The sequence below is a fragment of the Amycolatopsis speibonae genome (assembly GCF_042647925.1).
Classification (GTDB): domain Bacteria; phylum Actinomycetota; class Actinomycetes; order Mycobacteriales; family Pseudonocardiaceae; genus Amycolatopsis; species Amycolatopsis speibonae.
In genome coordinates this window covers 1-21,897 of record NZ_JBHRWK010000071.1, presented here as the reverse complement: position 1 = coordinate 21,897, position 21,897 = coordinate 1, and the positions used below count along the sequence as shown (strand labels likewise).

At 68.8% G+C, this 21,897-nt stretch carries 20 protein-coding genes; 7 read left to right on the top strand and 13 right to left on the bottom strand.

Features of this window, described 5'->3' with window-relative positions; all coding sequences use genetic code 11:
* Nucleotides 1-95 precede the first annotated feature (95 nt).
* From phoU to ACFOSH_RS35350, 8 genes are all read right to left on the bottom strand, one after another.
* A complete protein-coding gene (phoU, locus tag ACFOSH_RS35385; protein ID WP_378244534.1) occupies nucleotides 96-758 on the bottom strand; it encodes a phosphate signaling complex protein PhoU in 663 nt (220 codons plus the stop codon).
* Between the two features lie 92 nt (nucleotides 759-850).
* On the bottom strand, nucleotides 851-2,263 hold the full coding sequence (locus tag ACFOSH_RS35380; RefSeq protein ID WP_378244570.1) for an LCP family protein: 1,413 nt from the start codon (nucleotides 2,261-2,263) through the stop codon (nucleotides 851-853).
* 833 nt (nucleotides 2,264-3,096) lie between these two features.
* The gene (locus ACFOSH_RS35375; protein ID WP_378244532.1) at nucleotides 3,097-3,825 is read right to left on the bottom strand and encodes a GGDEF domain-containing protein; all 729 of its coding nucleotides are present in this window, start codon (nucleotides 3,823-3,825) and stop codon (nucleotides 3,097-3,099) included.
* A 65-nt stretch (nucleotides 3,826-3,890) separates the two neighbouring features.
* On the bottom strand, nucleotides 3,891-4,502 hold the full coding sequence (gene idi / locus ACFOSH_RS35370) for an isopentenyl-diphosphate Delta-isomerase (RefSeq protein ID WP_378244530.1): 612 nt from the start codon (nucleotides 4,500-4,502) through the stop codon (nucleotides 3,891-3,893).
* 58 nt (nucleotides 4,503-4,560) lie between these two features.
* Nucleotides 4,561-5,394 (bottom strand): alpha/beta fold hydrolase, encoded by an 834-nt coding sequence (locus ACFOSH_RS35365; protein ID WP_378244528.1) that lies wholly within the window; start codon nucleotides 5,392-5,394, stop codon nucleotides 4,561-4,563.
* A 31-nt stretch (nucleotides 5,395-5,425) separates the two neighbouring features.
* Nucleotides 5,426-6,373: a hypothetical protein gene (locus ACFOSH_RS35360; RefSeq protein ID WP_378244526.1), complete on the bottom strand. Its 948-nt coding sequence runs from the start codon at nucleotides 6,371-6,373 to the stop codon at nucleotides 5,426-5,428.
* Nucleotides 6,374-6,416: 43 nt separating this feature from the next.
* Complete coding sequence (gene dusB / locus ACFOSH_RS35355) at nucleotides 6,417-7,562, bottom strand: tRNA dihydrouridine synthase DusB (protein ID WP_378244524.1); 1,146 nt, start codon at nucleotides 7,560-7,562, stop codon at nucleotides 6,417-6,419.
* Between the two features lie 108 nt (nucleotides 7,563-7,670).
* Nucleotides 7,671-7,853: a hypothetical protein gene (locus ACFOSH_RS35350; protein WP_378244522.1), complete on the bottom strand. Its 183-nt coding sequence runs from the start codon at nucleotides 7,851-7,853 to the stop codon at nucleotides 7,671-7,673.
* Nucleotides 7,854-8,145: 292 nt separating this feature from the next.
* Between ACFOSH_RS35350 and uppS the strand changes: the two genes are divergently transcribed.
* The 3 genes from uppS to ACFOSH_RS35335 all read left to right on the top strand — a co-directional run bounded on the left by uppS (nucleotide 8,146) and on the right by ACFOSH_RS35335 (nucleotide 11,378).
* Nucleotides 8,146-8,904: a polyprenyl diphosphate synthase gene (gene uppS / locus ACFOSH_RS35345; RefSeq protein ID WP_378244520.1), complete on the top strand. Its 759-nt coding sequence runs from the start codon at nucleotides 8,146-8,148 to the stop codon at nucleotides 8,902-8,904.
* 72 nt (nucleotides 8,905-8,976) lie between these two features.
* Nucleotides 8,977-10,932 carry a DUF2339 domain-containing protein gene (locus tag ACFOSH_RS35340; RefSeq protein WP_378244518.1) on the top strand — a complete coding sequence of 652 codons (1,956 nt, stop codon included), beginning with the start codon at nucleotides 8,977-8,979 and terminating at the stop codon, nucleotides 10,930-10,932.
* A gap of 44 nt (nucleotides 10,933-10,976) precedes the next feature.
* Nucleotides 10,977-11,378: a TIGR03667 family PPOX class F420-dependent oxidoreductase gene (locus ACFOSH_RS35335; protein WP_378244516.1), complete on the top strand. Its 402-nt coding sequence runs from the start codon at nucleotides 10,977-10,979 to the stop codon at nucleotides 11,376-11,378.
* Nucleotides 11,379-11,387: 9 nt separating this feature from the next.
* Here ACFOSH_RS35335 and ACFOSH_RS35330 read toward each other — a convergent pair whose 3' ends face one another.
* Entirely contained in the window at nucleotides 11,388-11,939 is a 552-nt protein-coding gene (locus ACFOSH_RS35330; RefSeq protein WP_378244514.1) for a superoxide dismutase, read from the bottom strand.
* Between the two features lie 84 nt (nucleotides 11,940-12,023).
* Between ACFOSH_RS35330 and ACFOSH_RS35325 the strand changes: the two genes are divergently transcribed.
* Both ACFOSH_RS35325 and ACFOSH_RS35320 read left to right on the top strand, forming a co-directional pair.
* Entirely contained in the window at nucleotides 12,024-12,986 is a 963-nt protein-coding gene (locus tag ACFOSH_RS35325; protein ID WP_378244512.1) for a DMT family transporter, read from the top strand.
* Nucleotides 12,931-13,395 carry a DUF6328 family protein gene (locus tag ACFOSH_RS35320; RefSeq protein WP_378244510.1) on the top strand — a complete coding sequence of 155 codons (465 nt, stop codon included), beginning with the start codon at nucleotides 12,931-12,933 and terminating at the stop codon, nucleotides 13,393-13,395. Before ACFOSH_RS35325 ends, ACFOSH_RS35320 begins: the two co-directional genes overlap by 56 nt.
* Here the strand turns inward: ACFOSH_RS35320 and ACFOSH_RS35315 are convergent, their stop codons facing one another.
* Entirely contained in the window at nucleotides 13,396-13,941 is a 546-nt protein-coding gene (locus tag ACFOSH_RS35315; protein WP_378244508.1) for a hypothetical protein, read from the bottom strand.
* Nucleotides 13,942-14,018: 77 nt separating this feature from the next.
* Between ACFOSH_RS35315 and ACFOSH_RS35310 the strand changes: the two genes are divergently transcribed.
* Together ACFOSH_RS35310 and helR are read left to right on the top strand one after the other, a co-directional pair.
* Nucleotides 14,019-15,833: a LamG-like jellyroll fold domain-containing protein gene (locus ACFOSH_RS35310; RefSeq protein WP_378244506.1), complete on the top strand. Its 1,815-nt coding sequence runs from the start codon at nucleotides 14,019-14,021 to the stop codon at nucleotides 15,831-15,833.
* A gap of 202 nt (nucleotides 15,834-16,035) precedes the next feature.
* Complete coding sequence (gene helR, locus ACFOSH_RS35305; RefSeq protein ID WP_378244504.1) at nucleotides 16,036-18,237, top strand: RNA polymerase recycling motor ATPase HelR; 2,202 nt, start codon at nucleotides 16,036-16,038, stop codon at nucleotides 18,235-18,237.
* A 75-nt stretch (nucleotides 18,238-18,312) separates the two neighbouring features.
* Here the strand turns inward: helR and ACFOSH_RS35300 are convergent, their stop codons facing one another.
* The 3 genes from ACFOSH_RS35300 to ACFOSH_RS35290 all read right to left on the bottom strand — a co-directional run bounded on the left by ACFOSH_RS35300 (nucleotide 18,313) and on the right by ACFOSH_RS35290 (nucleotide 21,359).
* The gene (locus ACFOSH_RS35300; RefSeq protein ID WP_378244502.1) at nucleotides 18,313-18,807 is read right to left on the bottom strand and encodes an Lrp/AsnC family transcriptional regulator; all 495 of its coding nucleotides are present in this window, start codon (nucleotides 18,805-18,807) and stop codon (nucleotides 18,313-18,315) included.
* Between the two features lie 168 nt (nucleotides 18,808-18,975).
* Nucleotides 18,976-20,319: a diaminopimelate decarboxylase gene (gene lysA / locus ACFOSH_RS35295; protein WP_378244500.1), complete on the bottom strand. Its 1,344-nt coding sequence runs from the start codon at nucleotides 20,317-20,319 to the stop codon at nucleotides 18,976-18,978.
* A gap of 113 nt (nucleotides 20,320-20,432) precedes the next feature.
* Nucleotides 20,433-21,359: a dihydrodipicolinate synthase family protein gene (locus ACFOSH_RS35290; RefSeq protein WP_378244498.1), complete on the bottom strand. Its 927-nt coding sequence runs from the start codon at nucleotides 21,357-21,359 to the stop codon at nucleotides 20,433-20,435.
* Between the last annotated feature and the right edge of the window lie 538 nt (nucleotides 21,360-21,897).

The window sequence follows — 21,897 nt, the reverse complement described above, 5'->3', positions numbered from 1 at the left end:
CGCGTGAAGGCCCCCTTCCCACAGGTCAGCTGAGGGAAGGGGGCCTTCACGCGCTTGGGAAGCCCTTTACGCATCCAGAGGACCGGACGCGAGGACTACAGCTCGTCGGGGCCGTAGCCGGGCATCTTGCCGGTCACGACGAAGATCATCCGGCGCGCGACCGAAACGGCGTGGTCGGCGAAGCGCTCATAGAAGCGGCCCAGCAGGGTGACGTCCACGGCCGCGGCGACGCCGTGGTCCCAGTTCCGGTCCATGATGACCGTGAACAGGTGCTTGTGGATCTCGTCGACCTCGTCGTCGTCCGACTCGATCGTGCGGGCGGCCTCGACGTCCTTGGACTTGATGACCTGCTCGACCTGACGGGCCAGGCTCACGCCGACCTCGCCCATCTTGGCGAAGTCACCACGCACGGCGTCGGGCAGCACAGGGTCGGGGTGACGGCGGCGCGCGGCCTTGGCCACGTGCAGTGCCAGGTCACCCATCCGCTCCAGGCTCTCCGCCGCGTGGATCGCGGCGAGGACGGTCCGCAGGTCGGTCGCGACGGGTGCCTGCAGGGCCAGCAGCGCGTACGCCTGCTCTTCGCATTCGGCGCGCGCGTCGTCGACCTTCGCGTCGTCGCTGATCACCTGCTCGGCGAGTCCGAGATCGACCTCGAGCAACGCCCGGGTCGCCCGCTCCATCGCGTCGGCGACCTGGAGCGACATGCTCGCTAGGTTCTCGGCGAGCTGTTCGAGTTCGACATGGTAAGCCTCACGCATGGCCCAACCCTACGGGGAAGAGGGACCAAAAGCCGCATCCCAGAGTGAACCTGACGTGAACCCGGACTAACGAATGATCCTTCGACGGATCTTCAGCCTGAGCTGCTGCTCTTCTTCGGGTTGCCGGACTTGGCGGAACTCGTCGGCGTGGATTCCGTGTCACCCGCCGGCGGGGCCGGGGCCTTCTCTTCCAGCGGGGTGTTGTTGATCAGCGCCCCGAAGACGGCCTTCGACTTGCTCTGCAACAGCACCTCGTTGCCGCGTTTGTTCGCTTCTTCGGTGGTGGGCACGGTGAGGAACTTGACCTTGTCCGATCCCATGCCGCGCATCGACTTCGCCAGCGTCATCATCTGGTTGATGCCGAGGTTCTCGCCGAACGTGGCCTTCGCGAAAGCGTCGATGAAGCCGCTGAGCTTGCCGGTGTCCAGGATGACGTCCTTCGACATCACCGTCTTCAGCAGCGCGCCGAGGAAGGCCTGCTGCCGTTTGATCCGGCCGTAGTCCGACGTCGGGTCGCCCTTGACGTGCCGTGCCCGGACGTAGTTCAGTGCCTGGTCGCCGGAGATCCGCACCTCGCCCGCCTGCGGGATGACCATGCCGAGCGTGGTGTCGTCGACCGGCTTCTCGTTGTACACGGTGACGCCCTGCACGGCGTCGACCATGGACTTGAAGCCGTTGAAGTCGATCCCGACGAAGTGGTTCATCTTCATGCCGGTGATCTGCTGGATGACCTTCGTGACGCACTGCGGGCCACCGACCGCGTAGGCGGTGTTCAGCTTCGTGATCTTCTTCGCGGGCGAAGTCTCTTCGGAGTAGGAAGACGTCGCCGCGTCCCACCGCTTGCATTCGGGACGGCTGATCTCGAGGTCGCGCGGGAAGGACACCATGACGACGCGCTGCCTGTCGGCGGGGACGTGCGCGATCATGACCGTGTCCGAGCGGGCACCCGGGGTGCCTTCCGTGTCGCCGACGCCGTCTTCGGCGGACGCGCCGTCACGGCTGTCGGAGCCGACCATCAGGAAGTTCTCGTCGCCGGTCTGGCCCGCGGCGTCCTGGATGTCGGCCGAATCCTCGTCGAGCGAAGCGACGTTGTTGAACTTCGCGTCGAACCAGGTCTGGGCACCCCACGCCGAACCGATCGAGAGGAACACGAGCGCGGCGACCACGGCGGCCGCGATCCGGCCCACCTTGACCGCTTGCCTGGTCTTGCGTTCCTTCTTCTCCTGCAGGCGGGTCTGCGGGGAAGACTGCTCCGCGGCCTCGGCAGGTTCGGCGGGGTCGGAATCGGTGGTCGTGACCACCCGCTGCAGTGCCGTGCGGGTCTGCTCCAGCAACGCGGCGGGGCGAGCGGCGAGCCGCTCGCGGCGCTCGCGCTTCTTGGCCTCTTCGGCTTCGAGTTCGTCGTGCGCGGCGGAGAACCGGGCGAGCGTGTGGTCGATCTTGCGCTTGGTGATCGTCGCGTCGTCGATCGCCTCGAGCTCGTCGGTCATCGTGAGCCGGTCCATCTCGGACCGCGGCGGGACGCCGGGGGACAAAGGCGGGACCGGCGGCTGCTGGACCGGCGGCGGTGCGACCGGTGACTGCTGGACCGGCCGCTGAGCGGGGCGGCGGGGACGGCGCGGCGGCGCCGGTACCGCGGGCTGCTGCTGCGCTCCCGGGTTCACCACCGGCGGGCGGCGCTGCGTCGGAGCCTCGGGGCCGGGCGCGGCTTGCGAACCGCGCCGTGGCTGGCGCGCACGAGGCGGGCGCGGGGGCTCGGCGGGCTGAGGGGGCCGCGGCGGCGGCTGAGCCGGCGGCGCGGCGGATTCGGCCGCACGAGACGCCGGGTTCTCGACGGGGGCCGCCGGACGGGGACGCCGCGGTGCGGGAGGCTCCGCCCGGTTCGCGCGCGGACCGGGTCTCGGAGGCTCGGGGGTCGGCTCGTCCTGCCGGAGACGACGCGGGGCGGGAGCCTCGGCGGCGGGGTCGAAGACCGGTCGTTCACCCGTATGACGTGCGACGACGTCGGAAACGCTGATCCCGCCGTGGGTGTCCATCGAGCGGCGTCGGCCCCGGCGGCCGCGCTCACCGGCATTTCTGTCGGTGTTGCTGTGGCGACCGGTCCCCGGGTTGTGGTGCTCGTCGGGCACTCGGTCTCCTTTCACGACTGGCGTTGAAGCTCTTTCGTTATCGTACGGACACCTCAGGTTCGTGACGACAACCATCCCGGAATTTTCTTCACCCAAGGTACCGATAAGCGCCGAACGGTCCATGCGATCGGGTGAGCGGTCCTGGTTAAAGCTGCGTTAAAACGGTTGAAACCGTCACGCAGAGTGCGACTCTTGACCGGAGTGAGTGGCTAGGCGTCCGCGGACTCGGCGGCGTTCAACGACTGAGGAATCATCCGCGATGATTCCTTATCCTGATACGCCACTTTGTTCCGGCCCGCCCGTTTCGCCATATACAACAAAGCGTCGGCTCGGCGCAACTGCCGTTCCGGTTCCGCCCGGCGATCCGGTTCCGCGCGGCTCTCGTGCGCGAGTCCCACGCTGATCGTCACCGAGAGGCCGGGCCGGATCCGGGGCCACGGATGGCGGGCCACCCGGATGCGGGCGGTGTCGGCGATGCGCACCGCGCGGGCGGCCTCGACGTCCGGGATGACGAGCGCGAACTCCTCGCCGCCGTACCGGGCGCAGAACGCCTCCGGCGGAAGTCCTTGCTGCAGCAGGTCGGCCACTTCGCGCAGCACCCGATCGCCGACAAGATGCCCGAAAGTGTCGTTGACGCCCTTGAACAGGTCGAGGTCGACCAGCGCGATCGCGATCCCGGGCGGGCCGCGGTAGTCGACGGCCGGGCCGTGCAGCCACTGGTCGAGGTAACGGCGGTTGTAGCTGGACGTCAGCGTGTCCCGCAGGCTGCCGGCACGGGCGAGGTCGAAGGCGGACTTGAGGTGGTGGTAGGCGCGCCGCCAGTCACCCTGGGTGGCGAGCACCCCGGCGATCGACTCGTGGAGGCTGAGCAGATCGGTGGCCGGCGCGCTCGGTGGGAGCGCGGCCTCGTCGTCGGCTACCACGCTCACCTCCGCCACGAATTGGTTTTCGTCGTATAGGAGGGATCTCTTGAGGTATCGGTACGGTCGGAAGTGAATATCGCTCAAGTGGACGACGGATCCGCGCCATTGTCACGCACCGAAGTGCCGTTCTGTAAGGACGAAAACGGCTCGAAGTCTTTGAGCTGCGAAAACTGATCTTTCGCCCAGTAACTCACGTCAGTCACATCGTCATTCAGCAACAGTGCGTAATCGTTCCAGCTCAACCAGCGCCAGTCGCCGACCTCGTCCGGATGCGGTTCCGGGTCTCCGTCCACCCAGGCGACGAAGACCGGGCAGAACTCGTTCTCGACCACGCCCTCGAACGGAGGCGTGCTGTAGCGGTACGCCGGAAGGACGCACCGGAGCCCGTCCAGCCGGGGAAGCCCGAGCTCGAAGGCGGCGCGGCGCCGGACGGCCTCCTCGATCGGCTCGCCGGGGGCGGGGTGCCCGCAGACACTGTTGGTCCAGACCCGGGGCCACACCTTCTTCGACGCGGCGCGGCTGGTGATCAGCAGGGCCTGGTCGCTGCTGCGCAACAGATAACAGGAGAACGCCAGGTGCAGCCGGGTGTTCTCGTGGTGCGCGGCCAGTTTGGGCGCGGTTTCGCCGGTCGGCTCGCCGTCCTCGGTCACGTAGACGATGCGTTCGGTGTCCAGTTCGGTCGTGTTGTTCACCGGACCCACTGAACCAGCAGGCTGTCTGTAACCGGTACCGCGACCAGAGTTACCCCTGTTAGTGGGATGAAAGGTGCTCCACGAGCAAAGAAGTGACGGCCTCGGGCGCCTCTTCCGCCACCCAGTGGGAGACGTCCTCGATCATCTCGAAGCGGTACGGGCCGGTGACGCGGTTCGCGGTGTCGAGCGCGGCCGTCGACCCGAAGGCGGCGTCCTCGGTGCTCCAGATGTAGAGCGTCGGAACCGCGATCGGCCCGATCTTCCCGCCGGGACGGCCGGCGCGGTACCAGTTGAGCGCGGCGGTCAGCGCGCCCGGTTCGGACAGGCGCTGGACGTACTCGTCGATCCTGCTCGGCGGCACCTTCCAGTCGAAGATGCGGCGCAGCGCGTCGGCGTTGTCCGCGAGCATCCGCCGTTCGGTGACGCGGGTCTGCCGCCATTCGGTCATGTACCCCGACCGGAGATGCTGGTCTTCGTCGGTCTTCATGGCCTCCGCAAGCGCCGCCGGATGCGGCGTCGAAACGACGGTGAGACTGCGGAGCCTGGCGGGATGCGTGTCGGCCGCCCACCACGCGACAGCGCCACCCCAATCGTGCCCGACGAGATCGAATTCCTTCCACCCCAAGCGATCCGCGATCGCGATGACGTCACCGACGAGAGCGTCGATCCCGTATTCGGACGCCTGTTCCGGCCGGACGTCCGGCGAGTAGCCGCGCTGATCCGGTGCCACCGCCCGATATCCGAGCACGCCGAGCGTCGCGACCTGGTGCTCCCACTCCACCGCGGCCTCGGGAAACCCGTGCAGCAGCAGGACGGGGCGGCCGTCCTCGGGGCCCGCCGCGATGGCGTCGAAGGAACCGGCCGCGGTGGGGATGCTCAGCTGCTCGATCACGGCGCCGACACTACCGACACAGGTGGTCGCCTCACCGGCGCAGGCTGATGACCAAGGCCACTCCGGCGACGGCCAAACTGAGCCAGGACGAAAGCGGGTAGTAGAAGTCCTTGACGACAGCCCAGCGGTGGTGGTTCCGCATCGGGTCGAGGAAGAGGAGGTCACGCTCGGGGATCTCAGCCTCCTCGTCGCCTGTGCGCATCGGTATACCACCGTGTGCCGCCGTCAGCCGGCGGAGGCGGGGGATCAGATCCTCACGGCCGAGTGCGACCAAGCAGGCGGTGAGTTTGAGAAACTCCGCGTGCCTCTTGAACGATCGCACTGCTCGCGGCGACGAGGGAGCACCGTCCAAGACGACATTGATCAAGGGGTAGGTGAACTCCGATGCGCGATCGGCCACGGTCGGTGGCGCCGCCCAGGTCCGCCGCCCTCCTTGAAGATGCAGGAAGAGCAATCGGGCTGCTCGGCCTGAGTGGTTCATGCAGCGAACAGGATAGGTGTTGACTGCACTGCTGAGAGGAATATTGGCGGCCTTTTCCGCCTTCGTCACAAAGCGATAGAAGCGACGTTCCGGTCGCATCTTCCTTGCCCAGAAAGCCAGCAGGGCGCAAGTGAACAACATGTAGGCCGGCAACCGGGAGGGGAGTCCGCCGAGCCAGTTCGGCCACGTGGTCCCTAGGAAGGCCAGAGCCGCCGCGCCGATCCAGATCATGGTGCCGTACTGGTAGCCGTGAGCACGCCATCGTGAAATCGCATCACGATGCGCCTTCAGCCCACTCTTCTTCTTCCAAATCGCTTGGAATTCTCCGGAATCGTCCAAGAGAGGGTTCTTCTCGCCGAGGACGAGATGACTGACGGCCAGCTCTGCTGCGGTGAACCGGGGATAGCGATGCCACCATTTCGGTGGCCGGTAAGAATACTCGGCAAGGGCCAGGTCGTTGAGTTCTTTCGCGGTTCCCGTGAACTGCGTGCGTGGCATAGGGCAGCTTATCCGGTCGCGGTCAGGAAAGAGTGTCGCCGACTCAGCCCCCCGAGTGCATGTCCTCGGCCTCGGGGACGCAGTCGTCGTCCGGGTCGTCGAGCCAGCCGTGCGGCAGCGTGACCTTGCCCGGCGACCCCTGCCGCCCGCGCGGCCCGTCGGCGTTGTCGGGGAACGGCGCGTCGTGGTCGAGGCGGCCGATGAGATCGTCGAGTTCGGTCAGGCCGGACACCATCGCGAAGCCGCGGCGCAGTTCGGAGCCGACCGGGAAGTTCATGAAGTACCAGGCCATGTGCTTGCGGAGGTCGCGCAGGGCCTTGGTCTCGCCGTCGTGCTGGATGAGCAGCTCGGCGTGCCTGCGAAGTACCTTCGCGACTTCGCCGAGGTTCGGCGGTGTCGGCAGCGGGCGCCCGGCGAAGGCGGCTTCCAGCTCACCGAACAGCCACGGCCTGCCCAGGCAGCCGCGCCCGACCACGACACCGTCGCAGCCGGTCTCGTCGACCATGCGAAGCGCGTCCCCGGCGGAGAAGATGTCGCCGTTGCCGAGCACCGGGATGCTGGTGACGGCTTCCTTGAGCGCCGCGATCTTCGTCCAGTCGGCCTGACCGGAGTAACGCTGCGCTGCCGTGCGCGCGTGCAGGCTGACCGCCGCCGCGCCCTCGGCCTCGGCGATACGCCCGGCGTCGAGGTAGGTCAGGTGGTCGTCGTCGATGCCGACCCGGAACTTGACCGTGAACGGCACATCCGCCTCGGCCGCGGCCTTCGCCGATTCGCGCACGATGTCGGCGAACAGCTTGCGCTTGAACGGCAACGCCGCGCCGCCGCCCTTGCGCGTCACCTTCGCCACCGGGCAGCCGAAGTTGCTGTCGATGTGGTCGGCCAGGCCTTCGCCGGTGATGATGCGGACGGCCTCGGCCATGGTCTTCGGGTCGACCCCGTAAAGCTGCATGGACCTGGGCTTTTCGTTCTCGCCGAAGGTCATCATGTGCATCGTGCCGGGGTGGCGCTCGACCACCGCGCGGGCGGTGATCATCTCGCAGACGTAGATGCCCGCGCCGTACTCCTGGCACAGCTGCCGGAAGGCGACGTTGGTGATGCCCGCCATGGGAGCGAGCACGACCGGGGGATCGACCTCGTAGGGGCCGATCTTCAGGCTGGGCTTGCTCAGGGTGGCTGTCACGTCCTCCATTGTCGCCTGTGGTGTCTGTCACTCGCAGGTGGGCCGGTCGTCCAGTCTTGAAGACGCGTCGGCAGATGCACGGGCGGACTATCGGCAGATCAGCGAGCAGGTCTTCGTTCAGGGTGCGAAGTCGATGTGCACGTCGAACTCCGCGCGAGAGATTCCGTGCAGGGTTTCGATCAGTTCCGCGGCCATGTACCGGGCTTCGGGCTTGGACCGGCCTTGTGTCGCACCGACCCCCTCGACTCGGACGAGCCAGAACCGGCCGTCGCGCACCGCTGCTCCGCGGTAGGTCTTCATGCGATCCAATCGGTGAATTCGTGTCGTGACCGTGTGGATTTTGGTGCGTCAGATGACCCGAAATCCACACAGCGGCCAGGGATTCACTCGATCCGTCGCCGGATTGCGGCGACGCACGCCCGGACATGCGTAAGGCCAGGGTCCCGGTATTCCCCGGGTTCACCTGGCCTCGCGACTCGCGTGACGCCCACGGCGCCGCACTCGGCGTCACCCGGAAACCCGCTTGAGCGACACGACGAACGTAGCTCATGAGCGCGGCAGGCCGATCCCCGATTTCGGTAGCTTCGCTCTCATGAGCGTCCGAACCAGACTCGACGACCTCTACGCGCGACGTCTCCGCGCCCGCCTCCGCCACGGCCCGCTGCCCCGGCACATCGGCGTGATCATCGACGGCAATCGCCGCTGGGCCCGCCAGATGGGCTTCGAGGACGTCCGTGAGGGGCATCGGCACGGCGCCCGGCACATCGCCCGGTTGATGACGTGGTGCGAAGGCCTCGGCATCGGGCACGTGACGGTGTATCTCGCCTCAGTCGACAACCTGACGAAGCGCGCGTCGCCGGAGATGGCCTTCTTGATGCGGGTGATCGAGGACGTCGTCCGTGACCGGCTCACCGTGCCGGGCGCGAACTGGCGCGTCGAGCCGGTGGGGCGGCTCGACCTGCTGCCGTCGTCCACGGCGGAGGTGCTGAAGCGGGCCGAGGAGGACACTCGCGAGGCGACGGGGCCCGAGCTGACCTTGGCCATCGGGTACGGGAGCCGCGAGGAGATCGTCGACGCCGTCCGTGACCTCGTGCTCGAAGGCGCGGCGGACGGAAGGTCACTCACGGAGATCGCGGAGGCCGTTTCCGTGGACGCCCTCGCCTCGCATCTGTACACGGCGGGCACTCCCGATCCGGATTTGATCATCCGGACCAGTGGCGAGGTCCGGCTGTCCGGGTTCCTGCTGTGGCAGGCCAAGGAATCGCAGCTGTACTTCTGCGACGCCAACTGGCCGGGCTTCCGGTACATCGACCTCTTGAGGGCACTACGGGTGTGGGCTCGATCTCGATGATCTTGCAGGTCGCGACCACATCGTCATCACGATTGAGTAGTGCTACGGATCCCTCGGCGGCCCTCAAGCCGCATGCTGATCGCCATGACCACCGATGGGGATGTGCTCCTCAGGCTCGCCGGGGAGATCGACGACCTTGGGGCCCGCCTCGCGCGGGTCGGTACGGAGCTGCGGACCGTCCAGTCCGAAGCGGAACCGGCGCCCGAAGGGGCGCCTGAGCAGGCGCTCCAAGACCCGGCCGAGCAGGCCGCCGAGCAGCAGGTACCGCAGCAGCCCGCGCCGCAGGTGCCGCCCCAGGCCCAGCACCCACAGCAGCAGATCCCGCAGCCGCAGGCGCCCCAGCAGCCGCACCCGCGTTACTTCACGCACCCACAGCACCCCCAGTACCAGGCCCAGTACCACCAAGCCCAGCACCAGCAGGCCCAGTACGCGCAGTGGCAGCAGCAGTACCGCCAGCAGGCCCAGCAGCAGCCCTACCGCCCGTACCAGCCCATCCCGAAGGTCACGCTCGCCGAGAAGCTGGGCAAGGAAGGCGCCGGAAGCAGGCTGCTGGCCTGGATCGGCGGCGCGGTCACGCTGCTCGGCATCGTGCTGTTCCTCGTGCTCGCGATCCAGCGCGGCTGGTTCGGCCCGCTGCCCCGGGTGATCGGCGGCGCCGTGCTCGGCGCGGCGCTGGTCGGGATCGGCCTGCGGCTGCACCGCACCCCGGCCGGTCGCACGGGGGCGTTCGCGCTCGCCGCGACCGGGATCGGCGCGTTGTACCTCGACGCCATCGCCGCGACGACGCTGTACGAGTACCTCCCGGCCTACGCCGGTCTCGCGCTCGGTCTCCTGATCGTGGTCGGCGGGCTGCTGCTGGCCGTGCGGTGGAAGTCTTCGCTGCTCGCGGCGGCCGTCGTGCTCGGCTGCGTGATCTGCGCGCCGATCATCACGCAGGGCTTCACCCCGGAACTGGTCGCGTTCCTGCTGGTCGTCCAGGTCGCTTCGACGCCGGTGCAGCTGCGCCAGTCGTGGCCGTCGGTCGCGGTCGCCGCCGGGATCCCGCCGCTGGTCGCGTCGGTCTTCAGCACCGCGTTCACCGGCTTCGGTGGCAGCACCGCCAACACCGCCGCCGCGCTGGCCGCGAGTGCCGTCGGACTCGTGCTCGCCCTGATCGTCACCCTCAAGCGTTCCGGTGACGCCGCCGCGCTCGCCCTGCTCGCCGTCGCACCGGCGCCGTCGCTGCTCGCCGCGCTGTTCCTGCCGAAGACCTCGGCCGTGCTGGTCACCGCGTCGGTCGCGCTGGTGCTCCTCGGGGTGTGGGCGGCCGGGCAGTGGCTCGACGGCTGGACGGGTGACCTCGCGGGCGCCGCCGGTCTCCTCGCGGCCCTGCAGACGACGATGACCCTGTTCGACGGCAGCGCCCGTTCGGCGATCCTGGTCGGCGAAGGGGTCCTGCTGGCCCTGGTCGCGCTGTGGACGAAGAAGCACGTGGCGCTCGCCGGCGGGCTGGTCTTCGCCGTCATCGGCGGCCTGATCGCGCTGGCCTTCGACGTCCCGCCGACGCTCTTCTTCCTGATCCGGAACCGCCCGGACGCCGACCTCGCCGCCGCGTTGCTGGTGGCCGTCGCGATCCTGGCCGTCTCGATCACGCTTCCGTGGGTCGCGCACCGGCTCGGGCTGTTCAAGGCGGCGGCGGAGAACGTGGTGCCGTGGCTCTTCGCCGGGGTCTGCGGGCTCTACGGCGCGGGCGCGATGGTGCTGTGCGGCGCGCTGCTGGCCGTCCCCGGCCGCTCGGGCTTCCTGCTCGGCCACGTGGTGATCACGGTGTCCTGGACGGTCGCCGCGCTGGTGCTGCTCATCCGCGGCATCTCGGCGGTCAACCTGCGGGTGATCGGGTTCGTGCTGGTCGGCGCGGCGGTGCTGAAGCTGGTGCTGTTCGACCTCTCCGCGCTCGACGGCCTGGCCAGGGTCGCGGCCTTCCTCATCGCCGGCCTGGTGCTGCTCGGTGCCGGGACGCGCTACGCGAAGCTCGTCGCGTCTCGCTGAGCCGGACGCGGAAGAAATGCCGCCGGGTCGTGGTTGGTGGGTTCATGACCTACCAACCCGACCCGCGGCTCGCTGACCGGGCGAAGGAGAACGTCGCCTGGCTGACCACGATCAGCCCCAAGGGCCGCCCTTCGCCCCGCCCGGTGTGGTTCGTGCTCGACGGCGAGGATTTCATCGTCTTCAGCCAGCCGGACACGGCGAAGACGCGGCATATCGAAGCCAACCCCGAGGTCAGCCTCCACTTCAACGCCGACGAGCACGGTGGCTCGATCCTGGTGATCGGCGGCCGGGCCGAGATCCTGCCGGACGGTCTCCCGTCGGAGCAGCCGGGCTTCCTCGACAAGTACGAGAAGCACTACCCGGCGATCGACTACGACATCCCGAAGTTCGACCGGGAGTATCGCGCCCGGATCAGGATCCGGCCCGAACGCACCTGGGGGTTTTAGGAAACACTGCTAGAAACCGACCGTCACACAGGCCAGCCGGGCCCCCGCTGTCCCGGCGTGACCGGGGTCGGTGTGCGTATGCGTTTCGTGGATCACGATCGAATTCGCTCGCCGTTCGCTGAACGTCCAGTCCACTTTGGACACGGCGGCGCCGCGGCCGGTGGCGTCGGTGGTGAGGTCGAGCCAGATCTCGTTCTGGGGGTTGGCGTAGGCGGGATCCACCGACGGCTTCACCGGGTCTTCGACATTCTGGTAGTGCGGTCCGGCGAGGTCGCCGGTGGCGCCGCACGGCTTCGTGTGCGCGTGGGCACCGTATTCGCGGTTGGGCAGCAGGCCGGTCACGAGGACCGCGGTCGAGGTGCCGAAAGCCTTGGAGGTCAACCCGAAGACGTGCGTGCGGGCGCCGGCCGGGACCAGCTCCGGCTTGTAGATCGTGAGGCCGCTCTTGGCGGTGATGACGTGGACTCGGGAGCCGGGGGTGGCGGTGGCCGGTCCGGCGCCGGAGGTGAGCGCCAGCGCGGCGGTGGACAGGGCCAGGACTAGTACGGGGACGGGGCGCATGTCACCTTGCCTAGTCCGCACGAATCGGACACGCCAGACAGGTCACTCGGTCGGGCGATCATTCTCAAACTATGGGCAGGACAAGTGAGTATTAACCCTCCGGATCGCACTTGGCTGGTCGCGGTCGCAGCCGCACTTTGGGGCACAGACGGGCTTTTGCGGCTTCCGCTCGCCGAGGCATTGCCGGCGGCCACGGTCGTCTTCTGGGAGCACCTGCTCGTGGTGCTGGTGCTGAGTCCGCTGATCCCCGGCGCTTTCCGTGCCTTGCGCCGGTGCGGACCGCGGGAATGGCTGGCCGTGCTCGCCATCGGCGGCGGCTCTTCCGCGCTCGCGACGGCGATGTTCACCGCGGCCTTCAAACTGGGCGACCCGGTGACGCCGTTGGTGCTGCAGAAGCTCCAGCCGGTGTTCGCCGTGCTGGCGGCATATTTCGTACTCCGTGAGCGAGTTCGCCCGGGGTACGCCTTCTTCGCGATCCCGGCGCTGCTGGGTGCTTGGCTGCTGGCCTTCAAGGATCCGCTGGACATCCAGCTCGCCGCGGCGAAGGCGGCGCTGCTGGCGATCGGCGCGGCCGTGTTGTGGGCGGCGGGCACGGTCCTCGGCAGGCTGCTTTCCACCGAGCTGGCGCCGAAGGAGGTCACCACCCTGCGCTTCACCGTCGGGCTCCCGGTCGCGGCGGGCATCGTGGCGTACCAGGGCGGCGGGTTCGCGGTCGGCTGGGACAACGCGCTCGGCCTCGGGCTGCTCGCGCTGGTCCCCGGCCTGCTGGCGCTGAGCCTGTACTACCTGGGCCTGCGGTCGACCCCGGCCGCCAGGGCGACGCTGGCCGAGCTGGCGTTCCCCGTCACCGCGGCCGTGATCGGCGTATCGTTCCTGAACGCGCACTTGTCCGGTACGCAGTGGCTCGGCCTCGCCGTCGTGGTCGTGTCGGTGACCTCGCTCGGCTGGTACGAAAAGGTCACGCGCCAACCGATGGTCTTGGAGCCGCCGCATGGTCGAGCACACCGGCGAGACGAAGAACGAACGCCTGACCCGCAACGTCAGTGAGCTGCTGCAGGAGCTCCGGGTCGCGCAGGCCGGCGTCCAGATCCTCTTCGGGTTCCTGCTCACGGTGGTGTTCACCGACGAGTTCCACGAGGCGAGCGGGTTCGAGAAGTCCGTCCACCTGACGGCGGTCCTGCTCACGGTCTGCTCGACGGCGCTGCTGACGGCGCCCGCCGCCTGGCATCGGCTGCTGTTCCGCACCGGGAACCGCGAGCGGATCCTCACCTACGGCAACCGTTCCGTCCTGGTCGGCCTCGGCTGCCTCGCGGCCGCGATCACCACGACCGTCGCGCTCATCGCCAAGGTCGTCTACGGCCCGATAGCCATGGCGATCCTCGGCGTGGTGTCGGCGGCGCTGTTCGTCGGCATGTGGTTCGTGGTGCCGAAGCTGATCGACCACAACGGCGACTGATCACCGCCAGATGCGGACAGGGGTGCTGTCCGGCAGGCCGAACGCGGCGGGCGTCACGGTCTCCGGGCCGTCCGGGCTCGCGCCGTCGATCACCCGGCGGGCGCCGACCCACGAGAACATCGCCTTGACCGAAGGCGCGTAGCCCGAGCCGTCCTTCGCGAGTTCCCGGTCGAGCACGCGGTACCCGTCCGGGGTGCGTTCGACGCGGTAGACCATCGGCAGCCGCCGGAATCCGCTGCCCGTGACGAGCCCGCCGCCTTCTTTCGCGACCTCGTCGCAGCTCGCGACCAGGCCGATCTTGGCCCGCTCGCCGTCGGTCCGGGTCTCGATCACCTTCTGCGTGCACACCCAGCGGACGTCCGCGAGGCCGGAACCGGCGAGCGTCCCCGTCCAGCCGTGCGCGCGCAGATGTTCGTCGATCGGCGGCAGCGCTTCCCGCGCGACGGCGTCGTTCACCGTCGGCATCTCGTCCACGATCCACCAGGCGGCCGCGGTCACCACGACACCGACGCCGGCGAGCACGGGCCAGCGTTTGACGTTCCCCATGGGACGAAGCTACCGAGCGGGGCAAGTGTTCACCCGCGGTTCGGGACGCGTTGCTTCCGCGACCGTAGGTTTCGGCCGTGAACGACTCCTCCAGACGGACCTTCCTGCGCGGCGCGGGCCTGCTCGGCGCCGGTGCGGCGGTGTCCGCGGTGCCCGTGCTCGGCGCTCCCGCGGCTTCCGCGACCTTCGGCCACCACGGCCCGGACGCCGAAGACGGCAGCTTCACCCTCGCGGTCCTGCCCGACACCCAGTACCTCTTCGACGCCGACCGCGGTGATCCCGCGCCCTTGGACGCCACGTTGCGGTACGTCACCGGCGGCGACGAGAACATCGTCTTCCTGGCGCATCTCGGCGACCTCACCGAGAACGGGAAGCCGGGCGAGTTCGACCAGATCAGCCGGTCTTTCCAGCACCTGGACCGGCGGCGGTTCCCGTACAGCACCCTGGCGGGCAACCACGACATCAAGTCCTCGACCGACGACCAGCGCGGCCGCACGCCGTACCTCGACGCGTTCGGCCCGCAGCGGCAACGGGGCTCGAAGACCTTCCGCGGCGCGAGCCCGGACGGCTACAACAGCCACCACGTGTTCCGCGCGGGCGGGCGTGAGTGGCTGCTGCTCGCCCTCGACTGGCGGCCGTCGGCGGGCGGGCTGGAGTGGGCGCGGTCGATCCTCGCCCGGAATCCGCGGCTTCCGGCGATCCTGACCATCCATGAACTGGTATGGGCCGACGAGGCCGGGCAGGCTCAGCTTTCCGAGTTCGGGCAGCGGGTGTGGGACGAGCTGATCGACGGGAACGACCAGATCTTCCTGACCCTCAACGGGCACTACTGGCCGCCGGGCCGCGCGGTGAAGCGCAACAAGGCGGGCCACGACGTCCACCTGCACATCACCAACTACCAGGACCGCTACTACGGCGGCAGCGCGATGATCCGGCTCTACCGGTTCGACCTCGCGCGGAACGTGATCGACGTCCGCACGTTCTCGCCGTGGCTGGCCGACCAGGCACCGCGGCTGAACGAACTGCAGCGCCAGGAGATCGAGCGCACCGGCCCCTCGGACTACTTCAGCCTGGAGATCGATTTCGACGCGAGGTTCGCCGGTTTCGCCCCCGTCCCGGTCCCGCCCGCGCGGCCCGCGGACCGGCAACTGATCCGCGGGACCGTGGCGTACTGGCGGTTCGAAGGCCGTGACGGCGCGCCTCTAGACGGGGTCCGTGACCTTTCGGGCCGGGGCAACGACCTGGTCCGGGTGACCCTGCCCGGCAGCGCCGCCGAAACACTGCGGTACTCCGGTGAGTTCTCCGGGCGGCAGCCGTCGAGGTCGAGCCTCCGGTTCGACGGCGGCAAGAAACCGGCCCGCGGCGCGTATCTGCGCACGGCGGACTCCGCGCCGATGAACGCGGAGACGTTCGCGCGCGGCTACACCGTCGAGGCGTTCGTGAAGTTGCCCGAGGATTTCAAGGACGGCAACCATTCCTGGGCCGCGCTCTTCGGCAGGCAGGGGTCCGGCGGCAAGGCGGGAAAGACCGGCGACGACCCCGGCGAGCCGTCGGCCACACTGTCCCTTTCGGACGGTGCCGCGTTCCAGTGGGCGGTGTTCCCGGTGAACCAGAACGGGATTTCGACCGCGTGGAGCCACGAACTGACGTTGAAGGAATGGATCCACGTCGCCGCCGTCAACGACGGCAGGCGGACGACGCTCTACGTCGACGGCTGCCCGGTGCTGCGGAACCCGAAGACGGCCGCGGCGGGGATCGCGAACCCCGGTGGCTCCTGGCTGATCGGTGCCTACGCCTACGACTCGATCGTCGAGCAGGCGTTCCATGGCTGGCTCGGTGACGTCCGCGTGGTGGGAAGGGCGCTGGAGCCCCGCGAGTTCATGCTCGGCTGATCGGCATCCCGGACAACACGGAACGTGCGCGGTAATGGTGGATGCTCGTCCCCATTATCGCGCACGGTCGTTTCCGGGGAATCACCGGGGTGTCTCTTGACAAGGGGTGGACAATAAAAAATCGACGTCCGATCAACAGTGCTCATTCAAACACTGATCGGTACGTCGAATGTTTTGTCAGTCTAGCCGCTGTGAGGGGAACTTGTCAAATCAGGGGTACGACGAGGAATTGCTGTCCGAACGGGACTACGTCGCGTCGCTCTACGGGCGGCTGGACACCGAACGCGTGCGGGTGGGCGAAGCGTATGCCGGTGCGCTGCGGGGAGAAGGGTTCGCGCTTTCCGACCGCGAAGTCTCCGTCGGCGCGAAAGCCCGCGAGATGGCGCGGCTGAAGATCGCCGACGAAGGCCTTTGTTTCGGCCGTTTGGACGCCCTTTCGGGAGGCCGGTCCTACGTCGGCCGGATCGGTCTTTTCGACGAAGAGAACGACTACGAACCGTTGGTGCTGGATTGGCGGGCGCCGGCCTCGCGCGCGTTTTACTGCGCGACCGGCGCGTCGCCGGAAGGAATGTCGCGGCGCCGTCAATTCCGCACCCTCGGCCGTACCGTCCTCGACTTCACCGACGAGGTCTTCGGCCGTCCGGAATCGGGGGAACGGGGCGACGTCGCGCTGCTGGCCGCGGTCAACGCGCCGCGCGGCGAGGGGATGCGGGACATCGTCGCGACGATCCAGGCCGAGCAGGACGAGATCATCCGCCTGGACCACACGGGCGTCGTCGTGGTGGAGGGCGGCCCCGGCACCGGCAAGACGGCGGTGGCGCTGCACCGGGTGGCGTACCTGCTGTACACGAAACGGGAGCGCATGGAACGCCGCGGCGTGCTCGTGGTCGGGCCGAGCAGCGGCTTCCTCGACCACATCGGCCGTGTCCTGCCGTCGCTCGGCGAGACCAGTGCCGTCTTCGCGACGCCGGGAAGCCTTGTCGCCGGACTGAGCACCGAACGCGAGGATCCGCCGGCGGTCCAGCGGCTCAAGGGTTCGCTGGGGATCCTGGACGTGCTCGCGGCGGCGGTGACGGACCGGCAGGAGCTGCCCGCCGAGGCGGAGCCGATCGAGCTCGACGACGTCACCGTGCCGTTCGACGCCGAGGTCGCGGCGACCGCGCGCGAGGTGGCCAGGGACAGCGGCCTGCTGCACAACGAGGCGAAGGCCGTTTTCGAACGCGAGGTGATCAGCGCGCTCGCCGTCCGCGCGGTCGGGCGGATCGGCGCGGGCTGGCTGCCGGAGGACGACCGGCACACTCGCCCGGAGATGCTCGAGAACGCCCGGCGCGATCTGGAAGCCAGTGAGGAGCTCGGCGCGGTGCTGGATCGCCTCTGGCCGACGCTGACGCCCCAGCGGCTGCTCGCCGACCTCTACGCCTCACCGGAGCGGTTGCGGGCGGCAGGGGCCGATCCGGCGCTGTTGCGCGAGGACGCCGCCGCGTGGACGGTGTCCGACGTGCCGTTGCTGGACGAAGCCGTCGAACTGCTCGGGCACGACCGCACCGCCGAGCGCCGGGCGGCGGAGCGGCGGCGGCGGGAACGGAAGGAGTACGCCGAGCGGGTGCTGGAGATCGTCGGGGTGGAGGACGATCACGACGACTACGAGTTCGCGCTGCGGCCGACGGACGTGCTGATGGCGGAGGAACTGGCGGACCGGTTCGCCGAACGCGACGAGCGGGACCTGGCCGAACGCGCCGCCGCCGACCGGGAATGGACCTACGGCCACGTCGTGGTCGACGAGGCGCAGGAACTGTCCGAAATGGACTGGCGAGTGCTGATGCGGCGCTGCCCGAGCCGGTCGTTCACCGTGGTCGGGGATCTCGCGCAGCGCCGGTCGCCGTCCGGCGCGCGGTCGTGGGACGCGATGCTTTCCCGGTACGTCGCCGATCGGTGGCTGTACCGGAAGCTGACCGTCAACTACCGGACGCCGTCGGAGATCATGGCTGTCGCGGCTTCGGTGCTGGCGAGTTTCGCCCCGGACGTCGTGCCGCCGGAGTCGGTGCGTTCGTGCGGTGTGCGGCCCTGGGCCCGTCGACTGTCCGAAGTGGACTTGGAGGACGCCGTCGCCGAATTCGTCCGCGAGGAATCGGGGCGCGAGGGGACGGCTGTCGTCATCGGGCCGCCGGGGGTGCCGGGCGCGATCGCGCCGTCCGCGGCGAAGGGGCTGGAGTACGACGCGGTCCTGGTGGTGGAGCCGGAGCGGATCCTCGCCGAAGGTCCGGGCGGGGAGGCGGAACTGTACGTCGCGCTGACTCGGGCGACGCAGCGGCTCGGGGTCCTGCACAGCGGTTCGCTGCCGAAAGTCCTCCGCGGTCTTGATTCCGGGCGGCGGACTCCCGACGTGTATCTGCGCTGCGTCTAGGGGGAGCCAAGGTGTCGTGAGTGTTCTGGGCTGTTCGGTCGGCCCGAAACACTCACGACTCCCCCCAATAAAGGGCTACCGGGTCAGGTTGCCCCAGGCATATGTCTGTTTTGCGAGTTTCAAGTAGATCAGTGTTTCCGTGCTGACGACACCCGGGATAGGCCGGATGTCGTCGTTCAGCACACTCAAGAGATGTTCGTCGTCCCGGCAGGCGACCTCGGCGAGCAGGTCGTAGCCTCCCGCGGTGAGCACGACGTAGTGGACGTCCGGCAATCCGGAGAGCTGGTCGGAGACAGCTCGCGGATCGCCTTGGACCTTGATCGCGACCATCGCCTGACGGCCGAGCCCGACGTTCGCCGGATCCGTGACCGCGACGATCTGCATCGTCTCGTCCCGCAACAGCCGTTGGACGCGTTGCCGCACGGCGCCCTCCGACAGGCCGACGGCCTTGGCCAACGCCGTGAACGAGGCCCGCCCGTCGACTTGCAGTAGAGCGATCAGGGTGCGATCGGTATTGTCCAACCCTCTAGGTGTGCGCTGCTCAATCTGCGCGCGTGGTTCGTCACCCATGCCGTCCCTCCCTTTGTTTCGGCATGCGATTCTTGTCGCGCAGCGTATCGATCAATGTCCAGAATGCTACCGCCGTTAAGTTGTTTGTCGCGATTCTCTTTCCCGGCATGTTCGCGCGAAGGATTCTGTCGCGCGACAGGGCGAGTGCCGAGGTTTTCGGACGACCGGTCAGCCGAGGTCGCGTTTCAGCAGGTCCTCCTCGGTTTCACGGCGGACGAGAAGGGTCGCCTTACCGCGTGAGACGCCGACCACCGGCGGCCTGCCGACGAGGTTGTAATTCGACGCGAGCGAGTGGTGGTATGCCCCGGTGCACGGGACCGCGAGCAGATCGCCGGGGTGGACGTCGTCCGGGAGCGCGAGCCCGTCGGCGAGGATGTCGCCTGATTCGCAGTGCCGTCCGACCACCGTCATCGGCCGCCGGACCGCGCGGCCGCGCCTGCCGATCAGGCGCGCGGTGTACGCCGCCCCGTAGAGCGCGGGCCGCGCGTTGTCGCTCATCCCGCCGTCGACGGCGACGAACGTGCGCGAACCGCGTTTCACCGCGCAGACCCGGTACACGGTGATCCCCGCCTGCCCGACGATCGCGCGGCCCGGCTCGATCGTCAGTTTCGGCAGGGGGAAGCCGCGCGAAGTGCATTCGTAAGCGAGAGCGACCCGCAGACGGCGCACATAGCCGTCGATGTCGAAACCGGTGTCGCCGGGCAGATAGCGGACGGCGTGCCCGCCGCCGAGGTCCAGCTCCCGCAGGGTGACGCCGTGGGTCTCGCGGAGCCCGGCGAGCACCCCGATCATCTTGCGGGCGGCCAGTTCGTAGAAGTCCACACGGGACACCTGCGAACCGATGTGGCAGTGCAGCCCGGCCAGGCGGAGCCCCGGCTGCGCGAGTACGGCGGAGACGGCCCGGCCGAGGTTGTCGCGGACCTCCTCACGCAGTGAGAAGCCGAATTTCTGTCCTTCGGTGCCGGTGGTGATCGCCGCGTGCGTCCCCGCCGCGACGTCGGGGGTGACGCGGATCAGCACCTGCTGCGCGCCGGTGGCCAGCGCGCCGAGCTGCTCGATCTCGTCGAGCGAGTCCACGACGATCCGGCGGACGCCGTAGGACAGCGCGGCCTTGAGGTCTTCGGGGGTCTTCGCGTTGCCGTGCAGCAGGATCCGCTCGGCGGGGAAGCCGACCGACCGCGCCACCGCGATCTCGCCCGCCGAGCAGGTGTCGAGGGAAAGCCCTTCCTCGGCGACCCAGCGCAGGACCGCGCGGGTGCACAGCGCCTTGCTCGCGTACGCCACCTCGGCGTCCGGCAGCGCCTGACGGTACGCGCGGGCGTTCTGCCGGACCTCGTCCTCGTCGAGCAGGTACGCCGGGGTCCCGAACCTCGCGGCGAGGTGCGACACGGGCGCGCCGGCGAACAGCAGTTCCCCGCCGGGCCCGAGCCGGGTGCTCCGCGGCCAGACCCCGGGTTCGAGGTGGTCGGCGGCTTCGCAGCCGAGGCTGGGCAGGAGCTCGCTGAGCGTCACGGGTTACCTCCGCGTCGATCGGTCAGTGCTCCGCCAGCACAACTCCGATCGGCCCGGCCCGGCCGCTTCGCCAACGCCTCCCTGACGCGTTCCGGGGTCTCGCTGACGCCTTGTTAACGCGCGAGTAACCCCGGCCACAGCGCGGCCGTGACCCGCTCGCGTTCACCCGGCGTCAGCGGACGGCTCGGCGGCCGGACAGCGCGGCGGCACAAACCCAGCTGTGCCAAAGCTTCCTTCACCACGCTCACGTTGTTGGCGTTCCCGTCCGCGGCCCGCAGCTCCTCGAAGGGCCGGACGCGTTCCCAGCAGGCCATCGCGGCGCGGAAGTCGCCGTCCCGAAGCGAACGGAGCATCTCCAGCGAGAGTGACGGCGCGACGTTCACCAGTCCCGACGTGAACCCGGTCGCGCCGACGGCGAAGTAGCCCGGTGCCGAAAGCTCCGCCAGCCCCGCGATCCACACGAAACGCCTCAGCCCCGCGTCCCGTGCCACCGCGGCGAACCGCACCGGATCCGGCACCGCGTATTTCACCCCGATGACGTTCTCCGCGGCGTCGGCGAGCCTGGCCAGCTGCTCGCCTTCGATCCGCGCGTCGCGCACGTACAGCACGACACCCAGCTCCGGGACCGCCGCCGCGATGGCGCGGTGGTACTCGACCCAGCCCTCCACCGAGACGTACGGATGCACCGGCTGGTGGATCATGATCAGGCCCGCGCCCGCCTCCCGCGCGTGCCTCGCCGCGCCGATCGCGGTCCCGACGTCGTGCCCGACGCCGGCGACCACACTCACCCGCCCGGCCGCGGCCTCGACCGTCAGTTCGAGGCAGTGCCGCGTCTCGGCCTCGTCCAGCGCGTAGAACTCGCCGGTGTTGCCGTTCGGCGTCACGACCTCGACGCCGGCGGTGATCACCCGGTCCACCAGCTTCGCGTAGGTCTCCGGATCCACGGCGCCGTCGGCGTCGAACGGCGTCACCGGGATGGCCACGACCCCCGACAGCCGCCGTTTCCGCTCGTCGAACCGTGCAGAGGAGGTCACCGGCATGTCCGATCTGATATATGATGTGACGTCTCACGGTAGCACGGCGAGGGGAGCGGGTCAGGCGTCCTGAATCTTGGGACAAGCGGACATGGGCAGGCTCGTGAGCGGTTGGGGCGGTTCTCTTTGAGGAGTAAGGCGGCCGTGTCGTTGAGGTGTGCGCCCAATGTGGCATTGGGGACGGTGGGTGTCCCCAATGCCACATTGGGGACACCCTGGGGCGCGGCTCAGGGCGCCGGGACCCTTGCGGACGTGACGCGAAGGGAACTTTCCCTGCATGCGATGCGACGAAAGTCCCCTTCGCCCCGACCGACAGGACACCTTTGCCTTACCCCTCGATAATTGAGGGGTAAGGCCAACCTGGCGAGTTTGTGGACGGTGGCGGTGACTGTGCGCGACGCCGGGTCGTTGGCGTCGACTGTGTGGATTTTGGTGCGTTGGATGATGCTGTTGGTTTTCTCTGGTCAGGCGGCTGGGGTGAGGGAGAGGTGGCGGACTGGGCTGGTTCGTGTGGTGGCGCGTAGGGTTCCGATGAGCCAGGCGC